The 19428-nt window shown below is 36.5% G+C and carries 15 protein-coding genes and 2 tRNA genes; 12 read left to right on the top strand and 5 right to left on the bottom strand.

All coding sequences use genetic code 11. The features are described from left to right. Positions 1-101: 101 nt before the first annotated feature. The 5 genes from AAFN64_RS02160 to AAFN64_RS02140 are packed head-to-tail and all read right to left on the bottom strand — an operon-like array spanning position 102 to position 4108. Positions 102-1358: a hemolysin family protein gene (locus AAFN64_RS02160; protein ID WP_347759135.1), complete on the bottom strand. Its 1257-nt coding sequence runs from the start codon at positions 1356-1358 to the stop codon at positions 102-104. A gap of 9 nt (positions 1359-1367) precedes the next feature. Further along, positions 1368-1544, bottom strand: coding sequence for a hypothetical protein (locus AAFN64_RS02155; RefSeq protein ID WP_168732751.1), 177 nt, complete (start codon positions 1542-1544; stop codon positions 1368-1370). Positions 1545-1546: 2 nt separating this feature from the next. Next, positions 1547-2101 (bottom strand): LPS export ABC transporter periplasmic protein LptC, encoded by a 555-nt coding sequence (gene lptC / locus AAFN64_RS02150; RefSeq protein WP_347759134.1) that lies wholly within the window; start codon positions 2099-2101, stop codon positions 1547-1549. Positions 2102-2108: 7 nt separating this feature from the next. Then, on the bottom strand, positions 2109-3380 hold the full coding sequence (locus AAFN64_RS02145; RefSeq protein WP_300491278.1) for a hypothetical protein: 1272 nt from the start codon (positions 3378-3380) through the stop codon (positions 2109-2111). Further along, entirely contained in the window at positions 3377-4108 is a 732-nt protein-coding gene (locus tag AAFN64_RS02140; RefSeq protein ID WP_347759133.1) for a type III pantothenate kinase, read from the bottom strand. Before AAFN64_RS02140 ends, AAFN64_RS02145 begins: the two co-directional genes overlap by 4 nt. Positions 4109-4208: 100 nt before the next feature. On the opposite strand from AAFN64_RS02140, the gene AAFN64_RS02135 reads away from it, so the two are divergent. From AAFN64_RS02135 to AAFN64_RS02080, 12 genes are all read left to right on the top strand, one after another. Beyond that, positions 4209-4281, top strand: a tRNA-Phe gene (locus AAFN64_RS02135). A 370-nt stretch (positions 4282-4651) separates the two neighbouring features. After that, positions 4652-5764 (top strand): MBL fold metallo-hydrolase, encoded by a 1113-nt coding sequence (locus AAFN64_RS02130; RefSeq protein WP_347759132.1) that lies wholly within the window; start codon positions 4652-4654, stop codon positions 5762-5764. Further along, positions 5748-8138, top strand: coding sequence for an RNA-directed DNA polymerase (locus AAFN64_RS02125; protein ID WP_347759131.1), 2391 nt, complete (start codon positions 5748-5750; stop codon positions 8136-8138). The genes AAFN64_RS02130 and AAFN64_RS02125 overlap by 17 nt, the downstream gene beginning before the upstream one ends. A 2-nt stretch (positions 8139-8140) precedes the next feature. Beyond that, complete coding sequence (locus AAFN64_RS02120; protein WP_347759130.1) at positions 8141-9583, top strand: DNA polymerase; 1443 nt, start codon at positions 8141-8143, stop codon at positions 9581-9583. Between the two features lie 561 nt (positions 9584-10144). Then, on the top strand, positions 10145-10501 hold the full coding sequence (locus AAFN64_RS02115; RefSeq protein WP_347759129.1) for a hypothetical protein: 357 nt from the start codon (positions 10145-10147) through the stop codon (positions 10499-10501). A gap of 112 nt (positions 10502-10613) precedes the next feature. Continuing rightward, a complete protein-coding gene (locus AAFN64_RS02110) occupies positions 10614-12905 on the top strand; it encodes a GH92 family glycosyl hydrolase (protein ID WP_347759128.1) in 2292 nt (763 codons plus the stop codon). A gap of 112 nt (positions 12906-13017) precedes the next feature. Further along, positions 13018-13090, top strand: a tRNA-Phe gene (locus AAFN64_RS02105). Between the two features lie 201 nt (positions 13091-13291). Continuing rightward, positions 13292-14293: a hypothetical protein gene (locus tag AAFN64_RS02100; RefSeq protein WP_347759127.1), complete on the top strand. Its 1002-nt coding sequence runs from the start codon at positions 13292-13294 to the stop codon at positions 14291-14293. A 3-nt stretch (positions 14294-14296) separates the two neighbouring features. Then, on the top strand, positions 14297-15397 hold the full coding sequence (locus AAFN64_RS02095; protein WP_347759126.1) for a sigma-70 family RNA polymerase sigma factor: 1101 nt from the start codon (positions 14297-14299) through the stop codon (positions 15395-15397). Next, positions 15384-16289: a hypothetical protein gene (locus AAFN64_RS02090; protein WP_347759125.1), complete on the top strand. Its 906-nt coding sequence runs from the start codon at positions 15384-15386 to the stop codon at positions 16287-16289. The genes AAFN64_RS02095 and AAFN64_RS02090 overlap by 14 nt, the downstream gene beginning before the upstream one ends. 137 nt (positions 16290-16426) lie before the next feature. Beyond that, complete coding sequence (locus tag AAFN64_RS02085) at positions 16427-17650, top strand: FAD-dependent oxidoreductase (RefSeq protein WP_347759124.1); 1224 nt, start codon at positions 16427-16429, stop codon at positions 17648-17650. Next, positions 17647-19407, top strand: coding sequence for an FAD-dependent oxidoreductase (locus AAFN64_RS02080; protein WP_347759123.1), 1761 nt, complete (start codon positions 17647-17649; stop codon positions 19405-19407). Before AAFN64_RS02085 ends, AAFN64_RS02080 begins: the two co-directional genes overlap by 4 nt. Positions 19408-19428 lie beyond the last annotated feature (21 nt).

Here is a 19428-nt window from a genome sequence, read left to right as displayed (position 1 = left end):
ATTTTTTTTATTCAGTGGGCGAAAATACAATTATCTATTTAATAATAAAAGATGTCCCACTATATTTTCAAATATTTTTACTTTTTTATTTGGATATTTCTTTATTCTTTGATACGAACTTCGATTAATTCAATTCGTTTATTGGAAGCCTCACGTATGACAATCCGGTAACCGGACAACTCCAATTGCTGTCCCTGTTGCGGTATTTCCTTGGTCGCATGCACAATGAATCCCCCTAACGTCACATAGGAATCGCTTACCGGAATTTTAATATTATATTTCTGGTTAACATATTCTACATTTAAACGAGCCGAAAACAAAAACGAATGATCATTTCGCTTTTCCTCGATCAGTTCTTCCAGATCGTGTTCGTCTTCAATTTCTCCGAATAATTCTTCGATAATATCTTCTACCGTTACAATACCGGCAGTTCCTCCGTATTCGTCGATAACCACCGCCATACTTTTCCGCTTTTTTGTAAGCAGATCCAACACCTCTTTAATCAATACCGTTTCCGGCACATATTCCACCGGTATCATAACCGACTGGATGTCGGCTGGTTTTTTAAACAACTCGAACGAATGCACATATCCGATACTATTATCGAGCGTGCCTTCGTATACCACTATTTTGGAATAACCGGTTTCGACAAACAATTCCCGCAATTCTGTAACGCTATCGCACAATTCCACCGAAGCGATTTCCGTTCGCGGTGTCATAATATCACGCACTTTAACATCGGAAAATTCCAATGCGTTCTGAAAAATCTGTATTTCGGTATCGATTTCCTGCTGGTTTTCGGCCGCATTAACCTGTTCGGTGATATAGGTTCCCAATTCGCCCCGGTTAAAATACAACACATCTTTATTACGTTCGAGTTTAAAAACATGGATCAGGACTTTATCGGCAATCGCTACGACAATCTTGGAAATCCCGGAAAATAGCAGGTAAAAGCAATAGGCCGGCAATGCCAGCACTTTAATCAGCGTATTCGGATAAATCTGAAAAATAACTTTCGGAAGAAAACTGGATGTAAGCAATAGCAACGCGGTTGCGATAAGCACCTGCATCACGATCATCTGAAAAGGGTTTAATAAAACGCCGTGTTCCCGAAGCAACTGCACCACCAAAGCGCTGGAAAAATAACCGTAAATCGTAAAAACGATACTTTTCCCCAATAGCATGGACGCTATAAAATGAGCCGGCTTTTCGGTGAGTCGGGTTAGTATTTTTGAAAAAAAAGTGTTTTGTTTTTTTTCGATACTCAGGTAAACTTTATTGGAAGCGATATAGGCTATTTCCATCCCGGAAAAGAACGCGGATAAAATCAGACACGTTATGATTATCGCTATTTCCATATTGTTTTCCTATCGTTTCATCTTGTTTGAAAAATGCCTTCTGAAGAAGAACATAAAAATGGCTACTGCCGCAAAAAGAAAATTAATCAGGTAACTTTCTCCGGCCTGTTGTCGCCGTACGCCTTCATAAATAAACAATACTGCTAAAACCAAATACAAATAGTGGACGTACTTTAATAATCCCATAATTACTCTATCTTTGAAATCTCGCCCCTGTTTTGTTGGGCATTCATAACTGAAAAATCTTTGCTAAAATCGATACCTTTTCCTTCAAGGTAACTGTTCGCATCTGTAAATTTAAAATATTTCTCGGTAAAAAACCATTCATTTTTCTGATCGTAGTACAATTGTTCCGTTTGCAGCACTTTACCATCACTGGATGTTATCTTTACATGACCCTGCAAATCGATAATATCGGTTTTCGCGTAGGTAATCGCATAATCGGATTCTACATAGCTTTTATTGCCGCGCTCATCAAAAAGGGTTACAAATACGCCTTTCGGAAATTCGGTATACGGATATTTTAAATTGGAAAAATCCAGCAATAACGGGCTTACCAATATCGCTTTGATCTTACCGGAATCGGTATATTTTAAATTCACATGTTCGGCTTCTCCAATGGGAGAAAACGGTACCGCATTGATACGCTGTACGTCTTTAAAATTGCTTTCGCATGAAAAAAACACAGTCACAGCGAGAACTGTGACTAATGTTAGAAAATATTTTCCAAAGTGTACCTTCATCAGAATACTATTCGTATTTAGTTCGCTTAAACCACAGGTCGTTTACCGACAGTCCGATATAGATCCCAAAATAGTTTTCCTGAACCAGGTTACTACTTGTCGTTCCTTTTGTTCCGTATTCAAATCCAACATTCAGATTCGAAAGACTTCGACCGATTGGCAATCCAAAACCGGCATTCACACTATAATCTTTAACGGATTGATTGTTGATCACAAGACCGGTGTTTTCATATCTAAAACCAGCTCTATAGGTTACACGCTCCAAATAGCTTGTAAACGAGTTGAACTTTGGTGTAATATACCCTCCAATTACATAACGCTGTGCTTTTTCGAAACCAACATTTGTAATCTGATCAAAACGATTTACAAAACTGCTTTTATCCTGGAAAGTTACTTCAGCACCAACAAACCATTGTTTTGCGATTCCAAAACCGGTTCCTAATGCATACTTAGCCGGTAATTTATAGGTAGATTGTGTTGCTTCATAAGCCACATTATCAGATTCTAATTCTGCTCCGGTACCCGAATAGGTAATGGCCGCTACCGAACCGCTATTATCGGCTTTTAAATTACTTTGTGGCGTATAGGTAAAACTGCTATACCAGTCGTATTTTTTATTGATTTTTTCCTGATACATCAAACCGGTGTTAAATGCCACACCGCTATAACGGGTCGTATTAATCTCTCGTTTTCCAAGGTAAACATCATCCAGGAAAACAACAGATTTGGTTTCCACTCGTCCGAAGTTATATTGAAAATCGGCTCCGATACTTAATTTCGAAGTAATTTTATATCCCAATCCTAAGAATACATTATTCAAACCACCTTCACCGGTAAAACGTTTGTTCGTATTTACAATGTCTCCGGTTGATAATTGCGTAGTTGTTGTTTGATCCACCTTATAACCAACAGAGGAATATGGCATTATTCCAAACGAAACACCCGCTTTTTTAGTAATCGGAAATCCCAATGCCAGATAATCGAATGTTGTTCTGCTTGCTGTTTCTTTTTCCGATGCCGTTTTAAAAGTCGTGCTACGGTTTGTCGCTCCTACCGAAAATGTCGTTAATCGTAAGGCCGTTAACGATGCCGGGTTTTGAAGATTCAGGTGAATACTATCCGGTATGATCCCCAACCCTCCCATGGCTTTATTTTCATGGGTTCCGCGGTACTTTACATCTCCGATACCATAAAATGAATACGGTGAAGCGGTACCTTCCTGTGCAAAAATTACGGAAGAAAAAAGCAAACTAGTGCCTAGAATTATCTTTTTAATCATTTGTTGATTGTATATTGATATAAGTGGTTCAAACTTTCTAATAGAAAATTTGGATTGGCAAATATGGTGTTTTTTACGCTTTTAGCCAAAAAATCCGTATCACCTCCTGTTAAAATTACTGTTAAAACTTGATATTGTTGACGATAGCGTTCGATGAGCCCGTCAACTTCACACAAAAAACCGTTCACAACACCGGAATGAATCGATTGTTTTGTAGATCCTCCGATCAAGCCCGACGGGTTTTCAAGGGTTAATAACGGTAATTTTGCCGTATAATTATGTAAGGATTCATACCGCAACCGAAGTCCCGGCGAAATAGCGCCGCCAAGGTAATTGTCGTCGGCATCAATAAAGTCGTAGGTAATGCAGGTTCCGGAGTCGATTACCAATCGGTTTTGTTTCGGAAACTGAAATACCGCACCCGAAGCCAGTACCATTCGGTCGATTCCCAATGTTTTTGGCGTTTCATAACGATTATAAAACGGCATCGGACTATCCGGGGTAATAACATGCAATGTTAGCCGACTTTCCAGCCATTTTAGAACCGTTTCGTCCAAAAATCCCACTCTGGAAAGTATCGCATTTTCTATTTGCGTATATTTTTCCAGGATTTTCGACAACCGATTTACGGCTTCTGTTTTATCAAACGCATCCTGATCCAGCAGGCTATCTTTTTCAAATACAGCTACTTTGATCCGGGTATTCCCTACATCTATTGCTAAAAGCATTATTTTTCCGATTAAAATTCAAAGATACAAATAGATTTTTTTTACCGAATTGTTTTGGATAAATAAAAAATGCCCCTATATTTGCACCCGCAATAAGGACGGTGCCTTAGCTCAGTTGGTAGAGCAATGGACTGAAAATCCATGTGTCCCTGGTTCGATTCCTGGAGGCACCACTTACAAAACCCTTGATTTCTTACGATTTCAAGGGTTTTTTGTTTTACAAATTAAAAAACGATCAAACTTAGTTCGTCAAATCAATACCAGCAAGACTTCACAAAGATTCCCTCGTCACAAACAATCACTTTTAACCGAAAAACTGAAAGTTTTTTTTCATCTTTAAGATTGCTGCGTATAACAGTATTTAAACGGACTTAAAGAATCGAATTGTACGATTTTCATTTTATCTTTCTTTTTCTAATCAAAATCACTTATCTTATTTCAAGTGCTTCAAAATAAAGAACCACTCACTTAACCTTAAATTTTGACAAGAAATCTTGTAGACATAATCTAAATATAAATATCGCTCATTAATTGATTAAAACTTTGAAAGAAATCCAACTTTCAAAAAGCACAGAGTTAATTATTATTAATTACATTTGGATAGTGGCTTCTTTCCCACAAAGTTATTTAAACAGATATTATAAATCATTGGAAATGGAAATAAAAATTCTAAAAGCTGGAACTGGAGATTCTATTTTAATTCACCATAATAATTTCAACATTATTGTTGATGGAGGAAACGACAGTAAATATCTACTTAATGAAGTAAATGAAATATACAAAAAGGATGAATCTATCGACTTATTAATAGTTACACATCATGATGACGACCATATAAAAGGAATTATTGATTTATTGAAATGTATTATTAATGGGGATTTTGGAGATAAAAAAAATTTTATAAAACGAGTAATTTTTAATTCTCCAAGAATAATATTGGGAAAAATAGTTCCCAAAAAAGATAGACTAATATCATATAAACAGGCCCATGAATTAGAAGAACTTTTATTGAAAACACAAGTAAATTGGGAAAAGTTTACTAATAAAAATGAGCCTATCTCTTTTGCAGATTTGCAAATAGATTTTCTTTCCCCATATGAGGAAGATTTAGAAGAATATGTAGACGATAAAAGAGTTTATCTTTCCAGTGATTTTAAGTGTGATTGGAAATCCCCTATGCAATTATTGGAAAGCTACTTACATGATAAAAGTCAAGATAAATCTGTTTCAAACAAAAGCAGTGTAGTTGTTAAAATAGAATGTGAAAACAAAAAAATACTACTTACAGGAGATGTGACGCCAAATAGATTAGAACTTATTATAAATAAGTTGGTAGAAGAAAATGGAAATAATCTAGCTTATTTTGATTACATAAAATTACCACATCATGGTAGTTATAGAAGCTTAAATAAAAGGATAATTGAAAAAATAAAATGTCATAATTATATCATATCGACTAATGGAAATAAACATTTTTTACCGAATAAAAGGTCTTTATTAAAACTTCTAAAATTCCTAAATAGAGATAAAGAAAAAGTCAATTTTATCTTTAATTATGAAGAGACACTAGATAAGCTTGAAATAACAGAGCAGGAAAAAAAGCATTATAATTTTTCAATCATCCCTAATAATCAAAAATATGGCATTAGCATCTGAGAACCTTAGAGTTTGTGGGGTAAAAATTAATGCTTCCGTTTGTGGAGTTCCAAGTGTTGGATCTGGAGTAGTCTATGTCACACCTAATTATTGTAATTATAATTATGTTTTAACAGCAAAACACATATTCCAAGAGGAGTCAATAACTAGTTTTCAAATGGACGATGTATTAAGCATTGAAATACTTCATTCTACAAAAGATGAATTCAAAAGACTTCAATACATTAAAAAGGAAGATGTTCAGAAAAATTTAATCACTTTTGAAGAAGATTTTGCTGTCATAATAATAAATAAAAATGAGGATATAGTATTTCGCCCAATATTGGTTTCTGATAGTTTAGAAGATAGTGATCTTGAATTCTTTTCTTGGGCAACATTCTCTGCAAATCTTGATAAACTTCATAAGTTTAATTTTAAACGAGACGATATTGAAGTTAGACGATTTAAATCAACTGACAATCTAACTCATACTTCTTTACCAGGTATGTCGGGTGCAGGTATGTTTATAGGTAATAAAAATATCTTAAATGGTATAATATGTAAATATCCAAATGAAGATTTTGAAAATGACACAATTGATTGTTCCGATATTTCTTTCTCTAAAATTAATAAAAAATTAAAATCTTTAGAAAGGATTGAGTTAGACACAGAAGCGTCTTCTCATAAAAGAGAAATAAAAGATTCTATAATAGATATTCATCAAGTTTATATAAACAATGTGTGTCTTAACTTAGAATCTGCGAGGCGTAGACTTAAAACGGATATTGAAGATGACTGGTATCATGATCCATTAAAATATATTGACTTATTAAATCAAGATTACTTCTTCAAACAATTTGAAGACCTTTTTCAAACAGACAATTATGAAGCATGTCGCGCAGAAGAATTTTATGCACCTAAAAAGAAACTTACCCTGAGGCAAGCTTTAACATCCCCTTTTATTGATAGATTAATGTATATGGCAACTGTGGGCGTATTGGCTGAAAAACTTGATTCAGATATGATTTCAAACGTCTATTCTGCAAGATATAACCGATATTCAGAAAATCATTTAATAATTAATGGGGTTGAGCAATGGAAAAAGATGAAGTACAAATTAGCCGAATGTGCCAATTTGAAAGACGCCAAAGGAAACTATGTTTATAACTGTGTTATTGAAATTGATTTACTTAATTTTTATGACAACATAAACAAAAACTTATTGTATAAAAAGATCTTGCGAATTTGTGAAACTCAAAATGAGAAGAATGCTGCCAAATTACTTAAACACATATTATCTAAGTTTTCTAAAAAAGACTTAGGCCTTCCACAAAATAGTGATGCTTCTTCTTTGTTGGCATCATTTTATCTTAATCAAGTTGATGTTTTTATGGAACATCAAGTAACAGCCTATTATAGATTCATGGATGATATTCGTATTTTTTGTTCTGATAAATATGAGGCTAGAAAAATCCTTCAAACATTTGAATATGAACTGCGTCGTTGTCATTTATCTGTGAATTCACAAAAAACGAATATAATTAGTTTTACAGAAAATGAAAATCCAAACATAGACGAAAACAACAGAAACAAGTATAACGACTTATTCGATTTAGAGCTTAACAAAATTTCAAGATTACGTAGATCTGAAAATTACGCATATTTGAATGATGCTTTTCATTTGAGTCTAAAATTACTTCAGGATAATTTCAGTGATGCAGATTTAAATGATTCTGATGATTCAGCAAGAAGATTAAATTATGCCTTGAACACAATAGCTTTATTGGGAAAAAAAGATATTAATTTATATTCTGAGCAATCACAATTTAAAGCTAATATCCTCACAGGGTTAAGAAGTCTTATAGACAAGCCTTGGATAACATCCCAACTCTGTAAAGTTTTAAATTTAATCTCAAGCGAAGAAATAAAAAATGACTACATAGAATATCTCGAAAAAATAGTTTTGGAGGAAAAATATAATACTTACTCATTTCAAACCTACCAAGTATGGTTATTACTTGCAAAACATAAGTGTACTACTCCGAAGCTCCGAAAATATGCTGTTAGACAAATAGAAAAAAACGACGAAACAAATAAAGCCGTTATAGCATCGATGATTATATATATGTGTTCAATTGACAACAAATATAGAAAGGTATTATTAAGAAAATTTAATGATGGTTTTACTACTCATGGATATTTTCAAAATAGAATAGCCTTAATTTCTTTAAGAGCGTTTGATGAAGAGAACATAGAAATGGATAAGATACATAAGACTTTAAGCAAATCACATGAATTCACTAATAAGTATAAGTACAAAGATTTAGTTTTTGTACAAGGATTTGACGAAGACGATGCTAGCGAAGAGTCTTTTGAACAATTATATTCGATTTAATTATGAACAAATATATTACTATGTTAATTGGTTCACAATGGCATTCATTAAATGTTCATGACTTTAATGATTACAAAAATGAGCTTATTTACAATTTTCAAAATACCTATATAACTTTTCAAACAAGTGATTTAATTCGAGAATTCAAATCTAAAGAATCTAAAAGACTCCCTGGAATAATAGATTTAGAATCATTTGACAAACAAATGTCACAAGAAGGTAAAGAATTTCGTGAATTCAAAAATTGGAGAGTATTAAACTTTCTTAGACATAATAGAGTTATTGATTCTAAATTTGAATTGAAAGAAAGCAATTTCAAGATGCTCCTAGAACTTCTGGCGACATTATATCTTAGGCTTCTTGAAAAAGATAATACTGAAAAAGAACGATTTGAAAAAATTGAAACTCATGTAAATAAAATAATTTATGAAAGACAATTGAAAGGAATAAGAATTGACTCTAATCTTGCCAAACAGAAGTGTTCCGAATTAGAAAAAGAAATCTACAAGATTAAAAATGATTTGCAACTTGAACATAATATCTTCTCTCCAGATGATGAAAAATTTCAACTGATTTATTTAAAATCAAAAGGCTATAATATTATCAAATCATCTTTATATACTTTTAAAGTTCATAGAAATGAAGATAAAGTTTCAAAATTATTATATGAACTTATTAGAAAACAGCAAGATTTAGACAGTTTCATTTACATACTGTCACATTGGGGAGGAAAAGAAAGAACATACCCAGATTATTATGGATTTGGAACTATAACTTCAAGAGTTATTTTGCGTCAACCATCTTTGCAAAATTTTAGAAAATCCAATAGAACAATAATTATTCCTGATAAAGGAATGAAATTATTGTATGTTGATTATTCACAATTTGAAGCTGGAATTCTTGCATCACTTAGTGATGACAAAGATCTAATTGAACTATATAACACAGACATATATAGTAATTTGGCAGAAAATGTATTAGAAAATAAAACCCTACGTTCTGACGCTAAGATAATTTTTTATAGATACATGTACGGAGACAATACTTTATCTGAAAATTCTAAAAGATTCTTTAAAAAATTCAAAAAATTAGAACAGTACAAACAAAAGATTGATGTGGAAATATCAACAAAGAAGAAAATAGGTAGCGTATTCGGGAATTATAGATATTCATTCAATGATGAACATGTTTGGTCCTTAAGCCATGTAATTCAGTCAACAGCATCTTTGATTTATAAAAATGCACTCATTCGTGTTCGTAAAGAAATAAGAAATGTTGACTTTTTAATTCCTATGCATGATGCAACACTTTATCAAGTAGATGAGCTTCAATTTGATCAATTAAAAGCGAGAATAGAAGATATATACAAAGATGAATTTAAAAAAATATGTTCAAAAATTAATGTAAGGATTAATTCAGGTGAATTTGCAGAAGAAACCAATTAACAACAATAAACCTTAAAAACAATATTGGCTCTCAGCAATGCTTAAGAGTTATCAATTAAATACAACAACTAACAGCACAAGAAAATAACATTCATTTTTAATAACACTCTATTTTCAATCTTAAATCAATGGCATGCTAGAACAATACTTTGACAAAGTAAACAAAAAAGAAGAATTCCTCCATAACAATAAATCATGTCTCTATTAGTTGCTTTGATAAGATATAAAAATGATACAGAACTTAAAAACATCTAATTACAGGATTCTCGTACAACTGTTTTCAGTAAGCATTTATTAAAAATGGTCAACTATTTATACTTGGTTATGAGTATTTATTTAATTTTTTAAAAGAACCTAAAACCTTAAAGCTTGCCAATTTTGCACACAATAATACATGATATTGTATTATTCAGATATACTAGAGGCACCACTTACAAAACCCTTGATTTCTTTCGATTTCAAGGGTTTTTTGTTTAGTTTTGGTATTCACACTATAACTATATGACACCCCATAACGAACCTGACAATCCAAAATTAACCGCCTATTTATTTTCAAAAGAAATGCAGGCATTAGGCTATAAACTTGATTTTAGCCTTCAAAGTTTGGAATCAGAAATCGATCGTATTTTAAAAACTTTCCCCCTTAATTACCAAGACGCGAAATGTGACCTTGAAGCAAAATTAACCGCATATATCGGTGAGACTATGTGTCAAAACTTAAATGGTTTTTGGAGCGGAGCATTTTACAGTCACAAAAGTCGGATCGGAAATAACTACTACTTTTGCAAAATAACTATTGGCAAGCACGATTTTTATCCGAGTCATTTTATAGGATACTATCTTTCAAATGGAAAAAAAAGCAATGGAACGTTTAAAAATATTTTTACCAAGACGCTTGCCGAATGGAATCTGACATAAAGCAAGTAAAAATTATCTAAACGAGTATTTTTCATTCCACACCAAGCCTTTCAACTTTCCGAAATCGAAAATAAAGTATCTTTGAGCTATCATTTTTGTTATCAGATCGCTCATGTCTACAAAATTTTCCCTTTTTCTTTTGCTGGCTACCACAGTCTGCTTTAGTCAGAAACGCGTTGCCGGACCGGCCGATATTGTCAATCCGATGATCGGAACCCATAAAATGGGCCACACGTTTCCCGGCGCCACAACCCCATTCGGAATGGTGCAATTAAGTCCGGAAACCAATTATACCAATATGTTTGTCGATGGCAAATACAATCCAGACGCCTATAAATATTGTGCCGGTTATCAATATGACGACACGACCATTTTCGGATTTAGTCACACCCATTTTAGCGGAACCGGTCATGCCGATCTGGGCGATTTTCTGATTATGCCTACCACCGGGAAACTCGATTTAAATCCCGGAAAAGCCAGCGAACCCGGAAGCGGTTATTTTTCGAATTTCTCCCATGAAAACGAATTTGCCAAACCCGGCTATTATATGGTCAAACTCGATCGTTACAATATCAAAGCCGAGCTAACTGCAAGCGATCGCGTCGGATTCCATCAATATACCTTTCCAAAATCGGAATCGGCACACATTATATTGGATCTGGTGTATAACATCTATAATTACGACGGTAAAAATGTCTGGACGTTTATCCGCGTAGAAAACGATTCGACCATAACCGGTTACCGCCAAACCAATGGTTGGGGACGAACCCGAACCGTATATTTTGCCATGCAGTTTTCCAAACCGTTCCTTTCCTACGGTCATAAAAAATACGACAACAGTCCGTATAATGGGTTTTACCGTCGTTTTAATGAAGAAGAAAACTTCCCGGAAATGGCCGGCAAAAACATCCGTGCGTATTTCAACTTTAAAACCGAGGAAAACGAAAAAATCCAGGTTAAATTCGCGTTATCACCGGTGAGTACCGAAGGCGCGTTATTAAATCTGAAAACCGAAATTCCGCATTGGGATTTCCAGAAAACCCGACACGAAACCCGCGATAAATGGAATAAAGAACTTTCCAAAATCACCATCGAAACCCAAAAACCGGAAGACGAAGAGACATTCTACACCGCTTTATACCACACCATGCTTGGTCCGATTGTATACGAAGACGTGGATGGGAAATACAAAGGGCTGGATCAGAACATCCATGAATCGGATGGATTTACCAATTATACCGTTTTTTCACTTTGGGATACCTATCGCGCACTACATCCATTGTTTAACCTGATACAACCCAAACGCAATAACGACATGATCAAATCCATGTTGGCACATCACGATCAAAGTGTCCATAAAATGTTGCCGGTATGGAGCCATTATGCCAATGAAAACTGGTGTATGATTGGGTATCATTCGATCTCCGTAATTGCGGATGCCATTGCTAAAAACACCACTGATGTCGACCTTAACCGCGCGCTTACCGCTGGAAAAAACACAGCTACCGTCCCGTATTTCGACGGACTGGATAGCTATATGCGCCTTGGTTACGTTCCGGAAGACAAAAGCGGCAATTCCGTTTCGAAAACTCTGGAATTTGCCTATGATGACTGGTGTATCGCGCAGATCGCCAAAAAAGCCAATAACCCGAGTGCTTACCAAGAGTATATGAAGCGTTCTGAAAATTACCAAAATGTTTACGATCCGTCGACCCGTTATATGCGTCCGAAATTAAGCGATGGGAAATGGAAAGAACCTTTTGATCCACTGGATACCCACGGACAAGGTTTTATCGAAGGAAATGCGCTCAACTACGGATTTTATGTCCCTCACAATATTGATCACATGATTGAAATGATGGGCGGAAAAAATAAATTTGCCGCGCAGCTCGATCAGGTGTTTTCGATCAAACTGGATGATAAATACATCGAGAAAAACGAAGATATTACCCGCGACGGTATCATCGGAGCGTATGTACACGGTAACGAACCGGGACATCATATTCCTTATTTATACAACTGGACCGGTAAATCCTGGAAAACGCAGGAGCGCGTTCGTATGATCATGGATACGATGTATTCCAATTCCATTGATGGTTTGTGCGGAAACGACGATGCCGGTCAGATGAGTGCCTGGTATGTATTTAGTTCGCTTGGTTTTTATCCGGTACTTCCCGGATCGGATCAGTATGCCATCGGAAGTCCGTTGGTTAAAGCCGCTACGCTACATTTTGAAAACGGCAAATCGCTAAAAATAAAAACGGTTAACCAAGGACCAAAAAATGTATATGTCCAGAAAATCACCCTTAACGGAAAAGAAATCGATCGCGATTACCTGTTACACGGCGAACTTTACGATAATGCCGAGTTAACTTTTTATTTAAGTAACAAGCCAAAACGATAATTTTAAAAATAATTCCTTAACATTGAGTCAGTTACAAAAACAGTGTCTTTTTTCCATAAAAAAGTGTTGGAAAACCGAAAAATGATTCTATATTTGCAACCGCAATAAGGACGGTGCCTTAGCTCAGTTGGTAGAGCAATGGACTGAAAATCCATGTGTCCCTGGTTCGATTCCTGGAGGCACCACTTACAAAAAACCACTCATCTCGAGTGGTTTTTTTTATTTATATACTTTCCAAAAAAATCACAGCTTTACAACTACAAATCAGCGACTGTCATTCCGGCGGAAGTAAGCTTTAAAATATTTTTATTTTTTTACTGCAACCCTTATCGTTTTTTCACTCTTATAATAAAATTAAACTATATTAACCCTAATTTATTTTTATTATGAAAAAAATACTACTTGTTCTAACACTGGCCACCGCGTTATTACAAATTTCCTGTAGTGAAGACCTGATTTCAAATTCCACAGCAACGAACTCCGCCGATGTATATGTTGCCGGTCAGAAGGACAATCAGGCGTGTTATTGGAAAAACAACCAGCCTGTTTTTTTGGATTCCAACGGTTTTACGGGACCTACGGCAAACAAAATAATCGTATCCAATAACGATGTCTATGTTTTAGGAATTGGGATCGGAGCGACAACAACCGCTCTTGAAAACGTTCCGATGTTTTGGAAAAACGGAGTGCTTACCAATCTGAAAGCCGCTTTAAGCACCGATGAAGAACAAGTCATGACCATCACTGATATGGAAGTAATTGGAAGCGATGTTTACTTTGTGGGTTATACCAAAAAACCGATTATCACTTTCGACGACTATACCCTTGCCTATTGGAAAAACGGTGTTAAAACTACCGTTCGTAACTATGGTCACTATGTTCAGAATCTTCCAAAAATTAAAATTCAAAACAATAGCGTTTATATCACAGCATCCGCAAATGGTAGTCTAACCATTAATGGCTATTATGCAAACAGTGTTTTTAACGAAATCCCAAATTCGATTATAAACGGTCTGACGACAAATGGTAGCGATATGTTTGCTTTCGGAGTATTGAATAATGCCGGTTATTATAAAAACATCAACACCAATGCTGAAACGTCACTTCCTGCTCCGATCAACGGTATTACAAAAATGCAGTTTGCAACGGATATGTATGTTACCAATGGTTCGAATACTATTTACAAAAACGGAATTTCTTTCGACAACAGTCAGCCGGAATTGGGCGGTATTATCGATTTTAAAATTCAAAACAGTGGTGCCTACAAAATAACGCAGGTAGCCGTTGGAGATGGTTATACCAGCCATTTGGTTGTTAACGGTGTTGAAGCCATGCACATCAATGATTCCGAGGGTACTTTTATGTCGGTTTTTGTGGTTCAAAATTAAACGATGGCGACCTTTAACTGGAACGAAATTTATAGCAAGACATCCCCAAAATTACTGGGGATTTGTCGCAGGTATATAAAAGATCTGGCCACCGCCGAAGACATTATTCAGGATTCTTTTATTGTAGCCATCCAAAAAGAAAACACCCTAAAAGACGCCAACGCTATAAATGGCTGGTTAAGCCGAATTGTGATCAACATGGCCATCCATCATTTAAAAGAAACCAAAAAGATAAACTTTTCAACCGACCAAGACTGTGAAATTGCTGATGCCACTACCCTTATGAACACCGCAGAAATAGATTCAAAAAGCATACTTCTGAGTTCCGATTTGGAAAAGAACGATATATTGGAAGCAATTGACCAATTGCCGGAACATCACAAATCGGTTTTTAACCTTTATGTGATCGACCAGTTTTCACATGTTGAAATCGGTAAAATACTCAATATCTCAACCGGGACTTCAAAATCGCATTTGTTCCGCGCCCGAAAAGCCATTCAGACCTTTTTACTCGAAAAAATAAAGGAAAAACCAGTTGATGAAAAGAAAAAACGTCGCGTTGCTTTTTTACTTTTCTTAGGTTTCGGAAATCAGATGTTTGCCAACTATTATAGAAAACCGTTCCGGGATTTTGAAATACAACCGCAAAAAAAATTAGAATTAAATTCGGGTAAATTGCCATTGCCAAAAGATTTTATCGGCTTATCTCAAACCTCTTTTGCCGTAAAAACGATCGCAGCAAGCTTGGTTTTGATCAGCATACTTAGCATTTTTGTTTATGCGTATACCTATCGTAACAACACTAATCCGGTGCAAGAAACTCCGGAAGTAAAACCAAAAGCGATTACAAATAGCAGTACCAGTCAGTCACTTGTAAACACCGTCGATTCGGTAAAAAATCAGACGATTACAATTCCAAATCCGAATAAAACTGAAACGATTACTACACCGGAAAAAGCAACGGTTTTACAAAATAACACACCTAAAACAACTGCAAGTTCAGTGGTTACAACACTAAAAGATTCGACACCACAAGAACCTCAGAAAGTAGTTGTCATTAAAAAACAAATTGTAAAAAAAGACACTATTTATGTTACGCGATAAACTCCTACTCTTTTTTTTAATCTTTTCCGGTTTTGCTTTTTCGCAGGAAAAAAAGACCGATACTGTTTTTGTATATGAGGAAGTCATCGTATACGACACGGTTTTTGTAGAAAAACCTTTTACCAAAATAGACAAAGTGGTTTTTACTTCTGAAACCGATAAAAAAGACAAACTGGAATTAATTCAAAACGGAAAAAAATTCCAGATCGCGATTGATACGCTTGTTTTGGTGACCGATAAAAAAAGAATCGAAAAACAGCAAGCACAAAGTTGGTTTTTTGGCGGAAAACTACATCTGGGTATCGCCCGAAATAGTCTGTTTAAAGAACTGAACGCACCAAACACCGTCGGTCTTGGTCTTGGAATCTGGACCCGGAAAGCGCTTTTTAATTCCGATTTTTCTGTTGGAATAGGATTTGACGCCTTTTACTGGATGGGTTCGTTTTCGTTTGATGCTACACAAAATGAAGGTGCGCTTAATGGCTATTATTTCACAAACAACAATCTGCCAAAGCTTTTTAAAGGGATCGATACTAAAAATCTCCAATTACAACTTCCCATTCAATTGTACTACAACATCAACAAATTCACGCCTTCTATCGGAGCTTTTGTGAACACCGCTACTTATACATCTCAATTTATCGGTTCTTCCGGAAACCTACCGCTAACCTTTGATGAAATACAGGATTTTAAAGCCGAAGCACTCCAAATGGGCTATCTCATCGAACTGCATTATTCGTTTTCAAAACACATTTCGGTGGCACTGCATTTTAGCTCCGGGAAAGCGAACAATTTGTTTTTTAGCAAGCGTGACGACAAAAATCAATTCTTTAAAACCAAAAATACTTTTACCGAAAATAAATTCCTGGTACAGCTCCTGTACACCTTATAAAACGCAGCACCGAGACGCAAAGAATACCTCTATTTCCGCTTCGCCAGAAAGTGTCCAAAACAGGTGTTTCTACTGTAAAATCCTACCCGGATAGCGCCTAATTTTAGCTTCATAACCAAGACAACCTACATCTTATTATGGAGACTACTGCAAATGACGTTTATGACGTGATCGTGATCGGTGGTGGCGCTATGGGACTGGCCACAGCGTACTATTCGGGAAAAAGAAATGCCAAAACACTCGTACTGGAACAGTTTACTTTTGTAAACCAACAAGGAAGTTCTGCAGGAGTTTCCCGACAATTCCGTATTCCGTATCCTGAAAAATATATGGTTCAGATGGCGCTGGATTCGTTACCCTATTGGAAAGAATTACAAAGCCATACCGAAACCGAACTACTTGATAAAGTCGGCACTCTTTGGTTTGGCGATCCGGAGGTACATTCTACCGAAGGAAATATTGCAAAAGCCGAAATTGCCTTAAAAGAGCTCAACGTTCCCTATACCAAACTGACCGCCAAGGAAGTCGAAGAACAATACCATTTCCGCAACCTACCGGATAACTACACCGGTTTATTTCAGGCCGACGGTGCGAGTATCAACTTTAAAGCGACCATTGAAACCTTACTGGAACTTTGTAAAAAAGACGCGAATACGACTTTACTGGAACAATCTCCTGTGACACATATCGAACGCAAAGACGATTTGTTTCACCTAACGACTCCGAATGGCTATTATGCCGCTAAAAAAATCGTCATCACGCCCGGCCCGTATATCAATAGCGTGATCAACTTATTGGATTTTACCATTGAAGCGACCTATTGGAATATGGCTTCCGCCTATTTTAAAAAGACGGATGAAAAAGTACAATACCCGACCTGGTTTGTCTTCCAGAATGCCGAAGGCGACAATGGCAATCAATTTTATGGCTTCCCGGAAGTCGACTGGGATCATCCCGACTATATCCGCGTGGCACCCGATTTTGTAATCGAACCGTTGGACGAACCGTACGACCGTTCCTTTATTCCGAACGAAAAAGAATTAAATTATACGTCCGAATGGGTCAAAAATCATATGACCGGACTGGATACCGAACCTTGCTTTACCTCAACCTGTCTGATCGCGCTGAGTAAAATTCCGAATAAAGAATTGATCATCGATTTTGCTCCGAGCTACGTTCCGAATCATGAAGATATCGTGGTCTATGCGACCGGATGGGCGGCCAAATTTACGCCACTATTGGGTAAAATCTTATCCGATATGGCTTTGGATGGCAAATCCGATTACGATATTTCCAATTTCCAATTGGGCTATAAATTCTTTAGAGCGCTTCAAACCACTAACCAAAACCTACCATTATGAATAAAAACACACCTTTAAATCCGGGGATGGAACCCGGTTTAAAAATTGAAGTCGCCATTGTTGGCGCCGGTACTTCCGGATTATATACGGCTTACCGACTGGTAGCCGATAAAAAATTCACCGCCGATCAGGTTCAGATTTTTGATCTGAACGATCGTTTGGGCGGCCGACTGGAATCGGTGATTATGCCCGGAATGGATTTCTGGGGCGAAATGGGCGGAATGCGTTACCTTACCTCTCAGGAAATCGTAACCACGCTTATCGAAGGCTATCCGCTAACCGAGCCGGATCTAAACAAACGCAAGCAAGTGCTAGTCGACAAAATGAACCCGGTTCCGTTTCCAATGGGTGACACGTCAAAATTACTGATGTATTTGCGAAAAGAACGCTTTAAACAGGATGCCTGGAATGTGGCTCAGGATGCCGGTAAAAAACTGATCACCCGTTATTATCTGAATGACGACGATCTGGGTTTTAGTTCCGACCAGTTATTCAATAAAATCATTTATGATGTGTTGATGGCCGATCCGTGGTTCCGGGAAAACTATTCGGATTTTGTTAAAAAAACATCCGAATACGAGTATACTTTCGAAATCACCAGTCGTCAATGGGATGATATCAAACCGAAATTGCGCTATAATTTTAAAGGATCGCCTTACGAAGGCCGGAAAGTAAACGATATCGGTTTCTGGAATTTGATCAAGGATCAGGTATCACAGGAAGGTTATACCTTTTTAGCCAATGCCGGCGGTTATTATTCCAATACGATTAACTGGAATTCGGCAGAAGCCTTCCCGTATATGGTGGGCGATTTCTCCGAAGGAACCGTTTATAAAACCATTGAAGAAGGTTTTGACAGTATTGCCTACGCCATTGCCAACACCTACATGGACAATCCGGGCGCTTGTATCTGGTCCGAAAACAAATTGATTACTTTTACAAAAGAGCACGCTTTTAAACATTCACACAAATACCAGCTGACGTTCCTAAACATTTCAACCAACGAGGAATGGCATGTTTACGCTAATACTATCGTATTGGCGATGCCGCGTAGATCGTTGGAATTACTGGATCAGGAAAACTTCTTTTTTAATGTGAATGAAGACAGTACGCTAAATAATAATATTCGTTCGGTGATCATGGAACCGGCTTTTAAAATCCTGATGGGATTCCCGCATCCGTGGTGGAAAAAACTGGGCATCGATTCCGGGCATTCCATAACCGATTTACCAATGCGCCAGTGCTATTATTTTGGTACCGATACGCATACCGATAATTCGATGTTATTAGGTAGTTATGGTGATATGGAAACCGAAACGTTCTGGAAAGCATTATCGGACGACAAAATTCTTTTTAAAGTAAAAGCGTCCAATTCAGCGTCATTAAAAGAATTACACGAACTGGACAGCGTTCAGGCTTCCCAAATGATGGTAAACGAAGTGATGAACCAGTTACGCGAATTACACGGCCCTGATGTCGAAATCCCGGATCCGTATGTAACCTACTTCAGAGACTGGTCTGACGATCCGTTTGGTGCCGGATATCACGCCTGGAAAGCCGGATATGAGGTTAAAAATGTCATGCCATACATGCGACAACCAAAACCAACAGAACAAATTCATATTTGCGGGGAAGCCTATTCCGATCAGCAGGGATGGGTTGAAGGCGCACTATGTGAAGCCGAAAAAATGCTGGAAACTCATTTTGGACTAGAACGTCCGGAATGGCTGGATCCGGCGTATTATCTAGGCTGGTAATACAACTTTATCTTCCGGGCA

The sequence above is a fragment of the Flavobacterium sp. CAU 1735 genome, assembly GCF_039888695.1.
Taxonomy (GTDB): domain Bacteria; phylum Bacteroidota; class Bacteroidia; order Flavobacteriales; family Flavobacteriaceae; genus Flavobacterium.
Note: the sequence above shows the minus strand (reverse complement) of the source record. Positions and strands in the feature narration are given on the sequence as shown.

Bases quoted from the DNA above. Each gene is read 5' to 3' on its own strand.
- AAFN64_RS02090 (WP_347759125.1), top strand. From the start codon at position 15,384: ATGTTACGCGATAAACTCCTACTCTTTTTTTTAATCTTTTCCGGTTTT.
- AAFN64_RS02140 (WP_347759133.1), bottom strand. From the start codon at position 4,108: ATGCTTTTAGCAATAGATGTAGGGAATACCCGGATCAAAGTAGCTGTA.
- AAFN64_RS02160 (WP_347759135.1), bottom strand. From the start codon at position 1,358: ATGGAAATAGCGATAATCATAACGTGTCTGATTTTATCCGCGTTCTTT.
- AAFN64_RS02095 (WP_347759126.1), top strand. From the start codon at position 14,297: ATGGCGACCTTTAACTGGAACGAAATTTATAGCAAGACATCCCCAAAA.
- lptC (WP_347759134.1), bottom strand. From the start codon at position 2,101: ATGAAGGTACACTTTGGAAAATATTTTCTAACATTAGTCACAGTTCTC.
- AAFN64_RS02085 (WP_347759124.1), top strand. From the start codon at position 16,427: ATGGAGACTACTGCAAATGACGTTTATGACGTGATCGTGATCGGTGGT.
- AAFN64_RS02145 (WP_300491278.1), bottom strand. From the start codon at position 3,380: ATGATTAAAAAGATAATTCTAGGCACTAGTTTGCTTTTTTCTTCCGTA.
- AAFN64_RS02155 (WP_168732751.1), bottom strand. From the start codon at position 1,544: ATGGGATTATTAAAGTACGTCCACTATTTGTATTTGGTTTTAGCAGTA.
- AAFN64_RS02110 (WP_347759128.1), top strand. From the start codon at position 10,614: ATGTCTACAAAATTTTCCCTTTTTCTTTTGCTGGCTACCACAGTCTGC.
- AAFN64_RS02115 (WP_347759129.1), top strand. From the start codon at position 10,145: ATGCAGGCATTAGGCTATAAACTTGATTTTAGCCTTCAAAGTTTGGAA.
- AAFN64_RS02125 (WP_347759131.1), top strand. From the start codon at position 5,748: ATGGCATTAGCATCTGAGAACCTTAGAGTTTGTGGGGTAAAAATTAAT.
- AAFN64_RS02080 (WP_347759123.1), top strand. From the start codon at position 17,647: ATGAATAAAAACACACCTTTAAATCCGGGGATGGAACCCGGTTTAAAA.
- AAFN64_RS02120 (WP_347759130.1), top strand. From the start codon at position 8,141: ATGAACAAATATATTACTATGTTAATTGGTTCACAATGGCATTCATTA.
- AAFN64_RS02100 (WP_347759127.1), top strand. From the start codon at position 13,292: ATGAAAAAAATACTACTTGTTCTAACACTGGCCACCGCGTTATTACAA.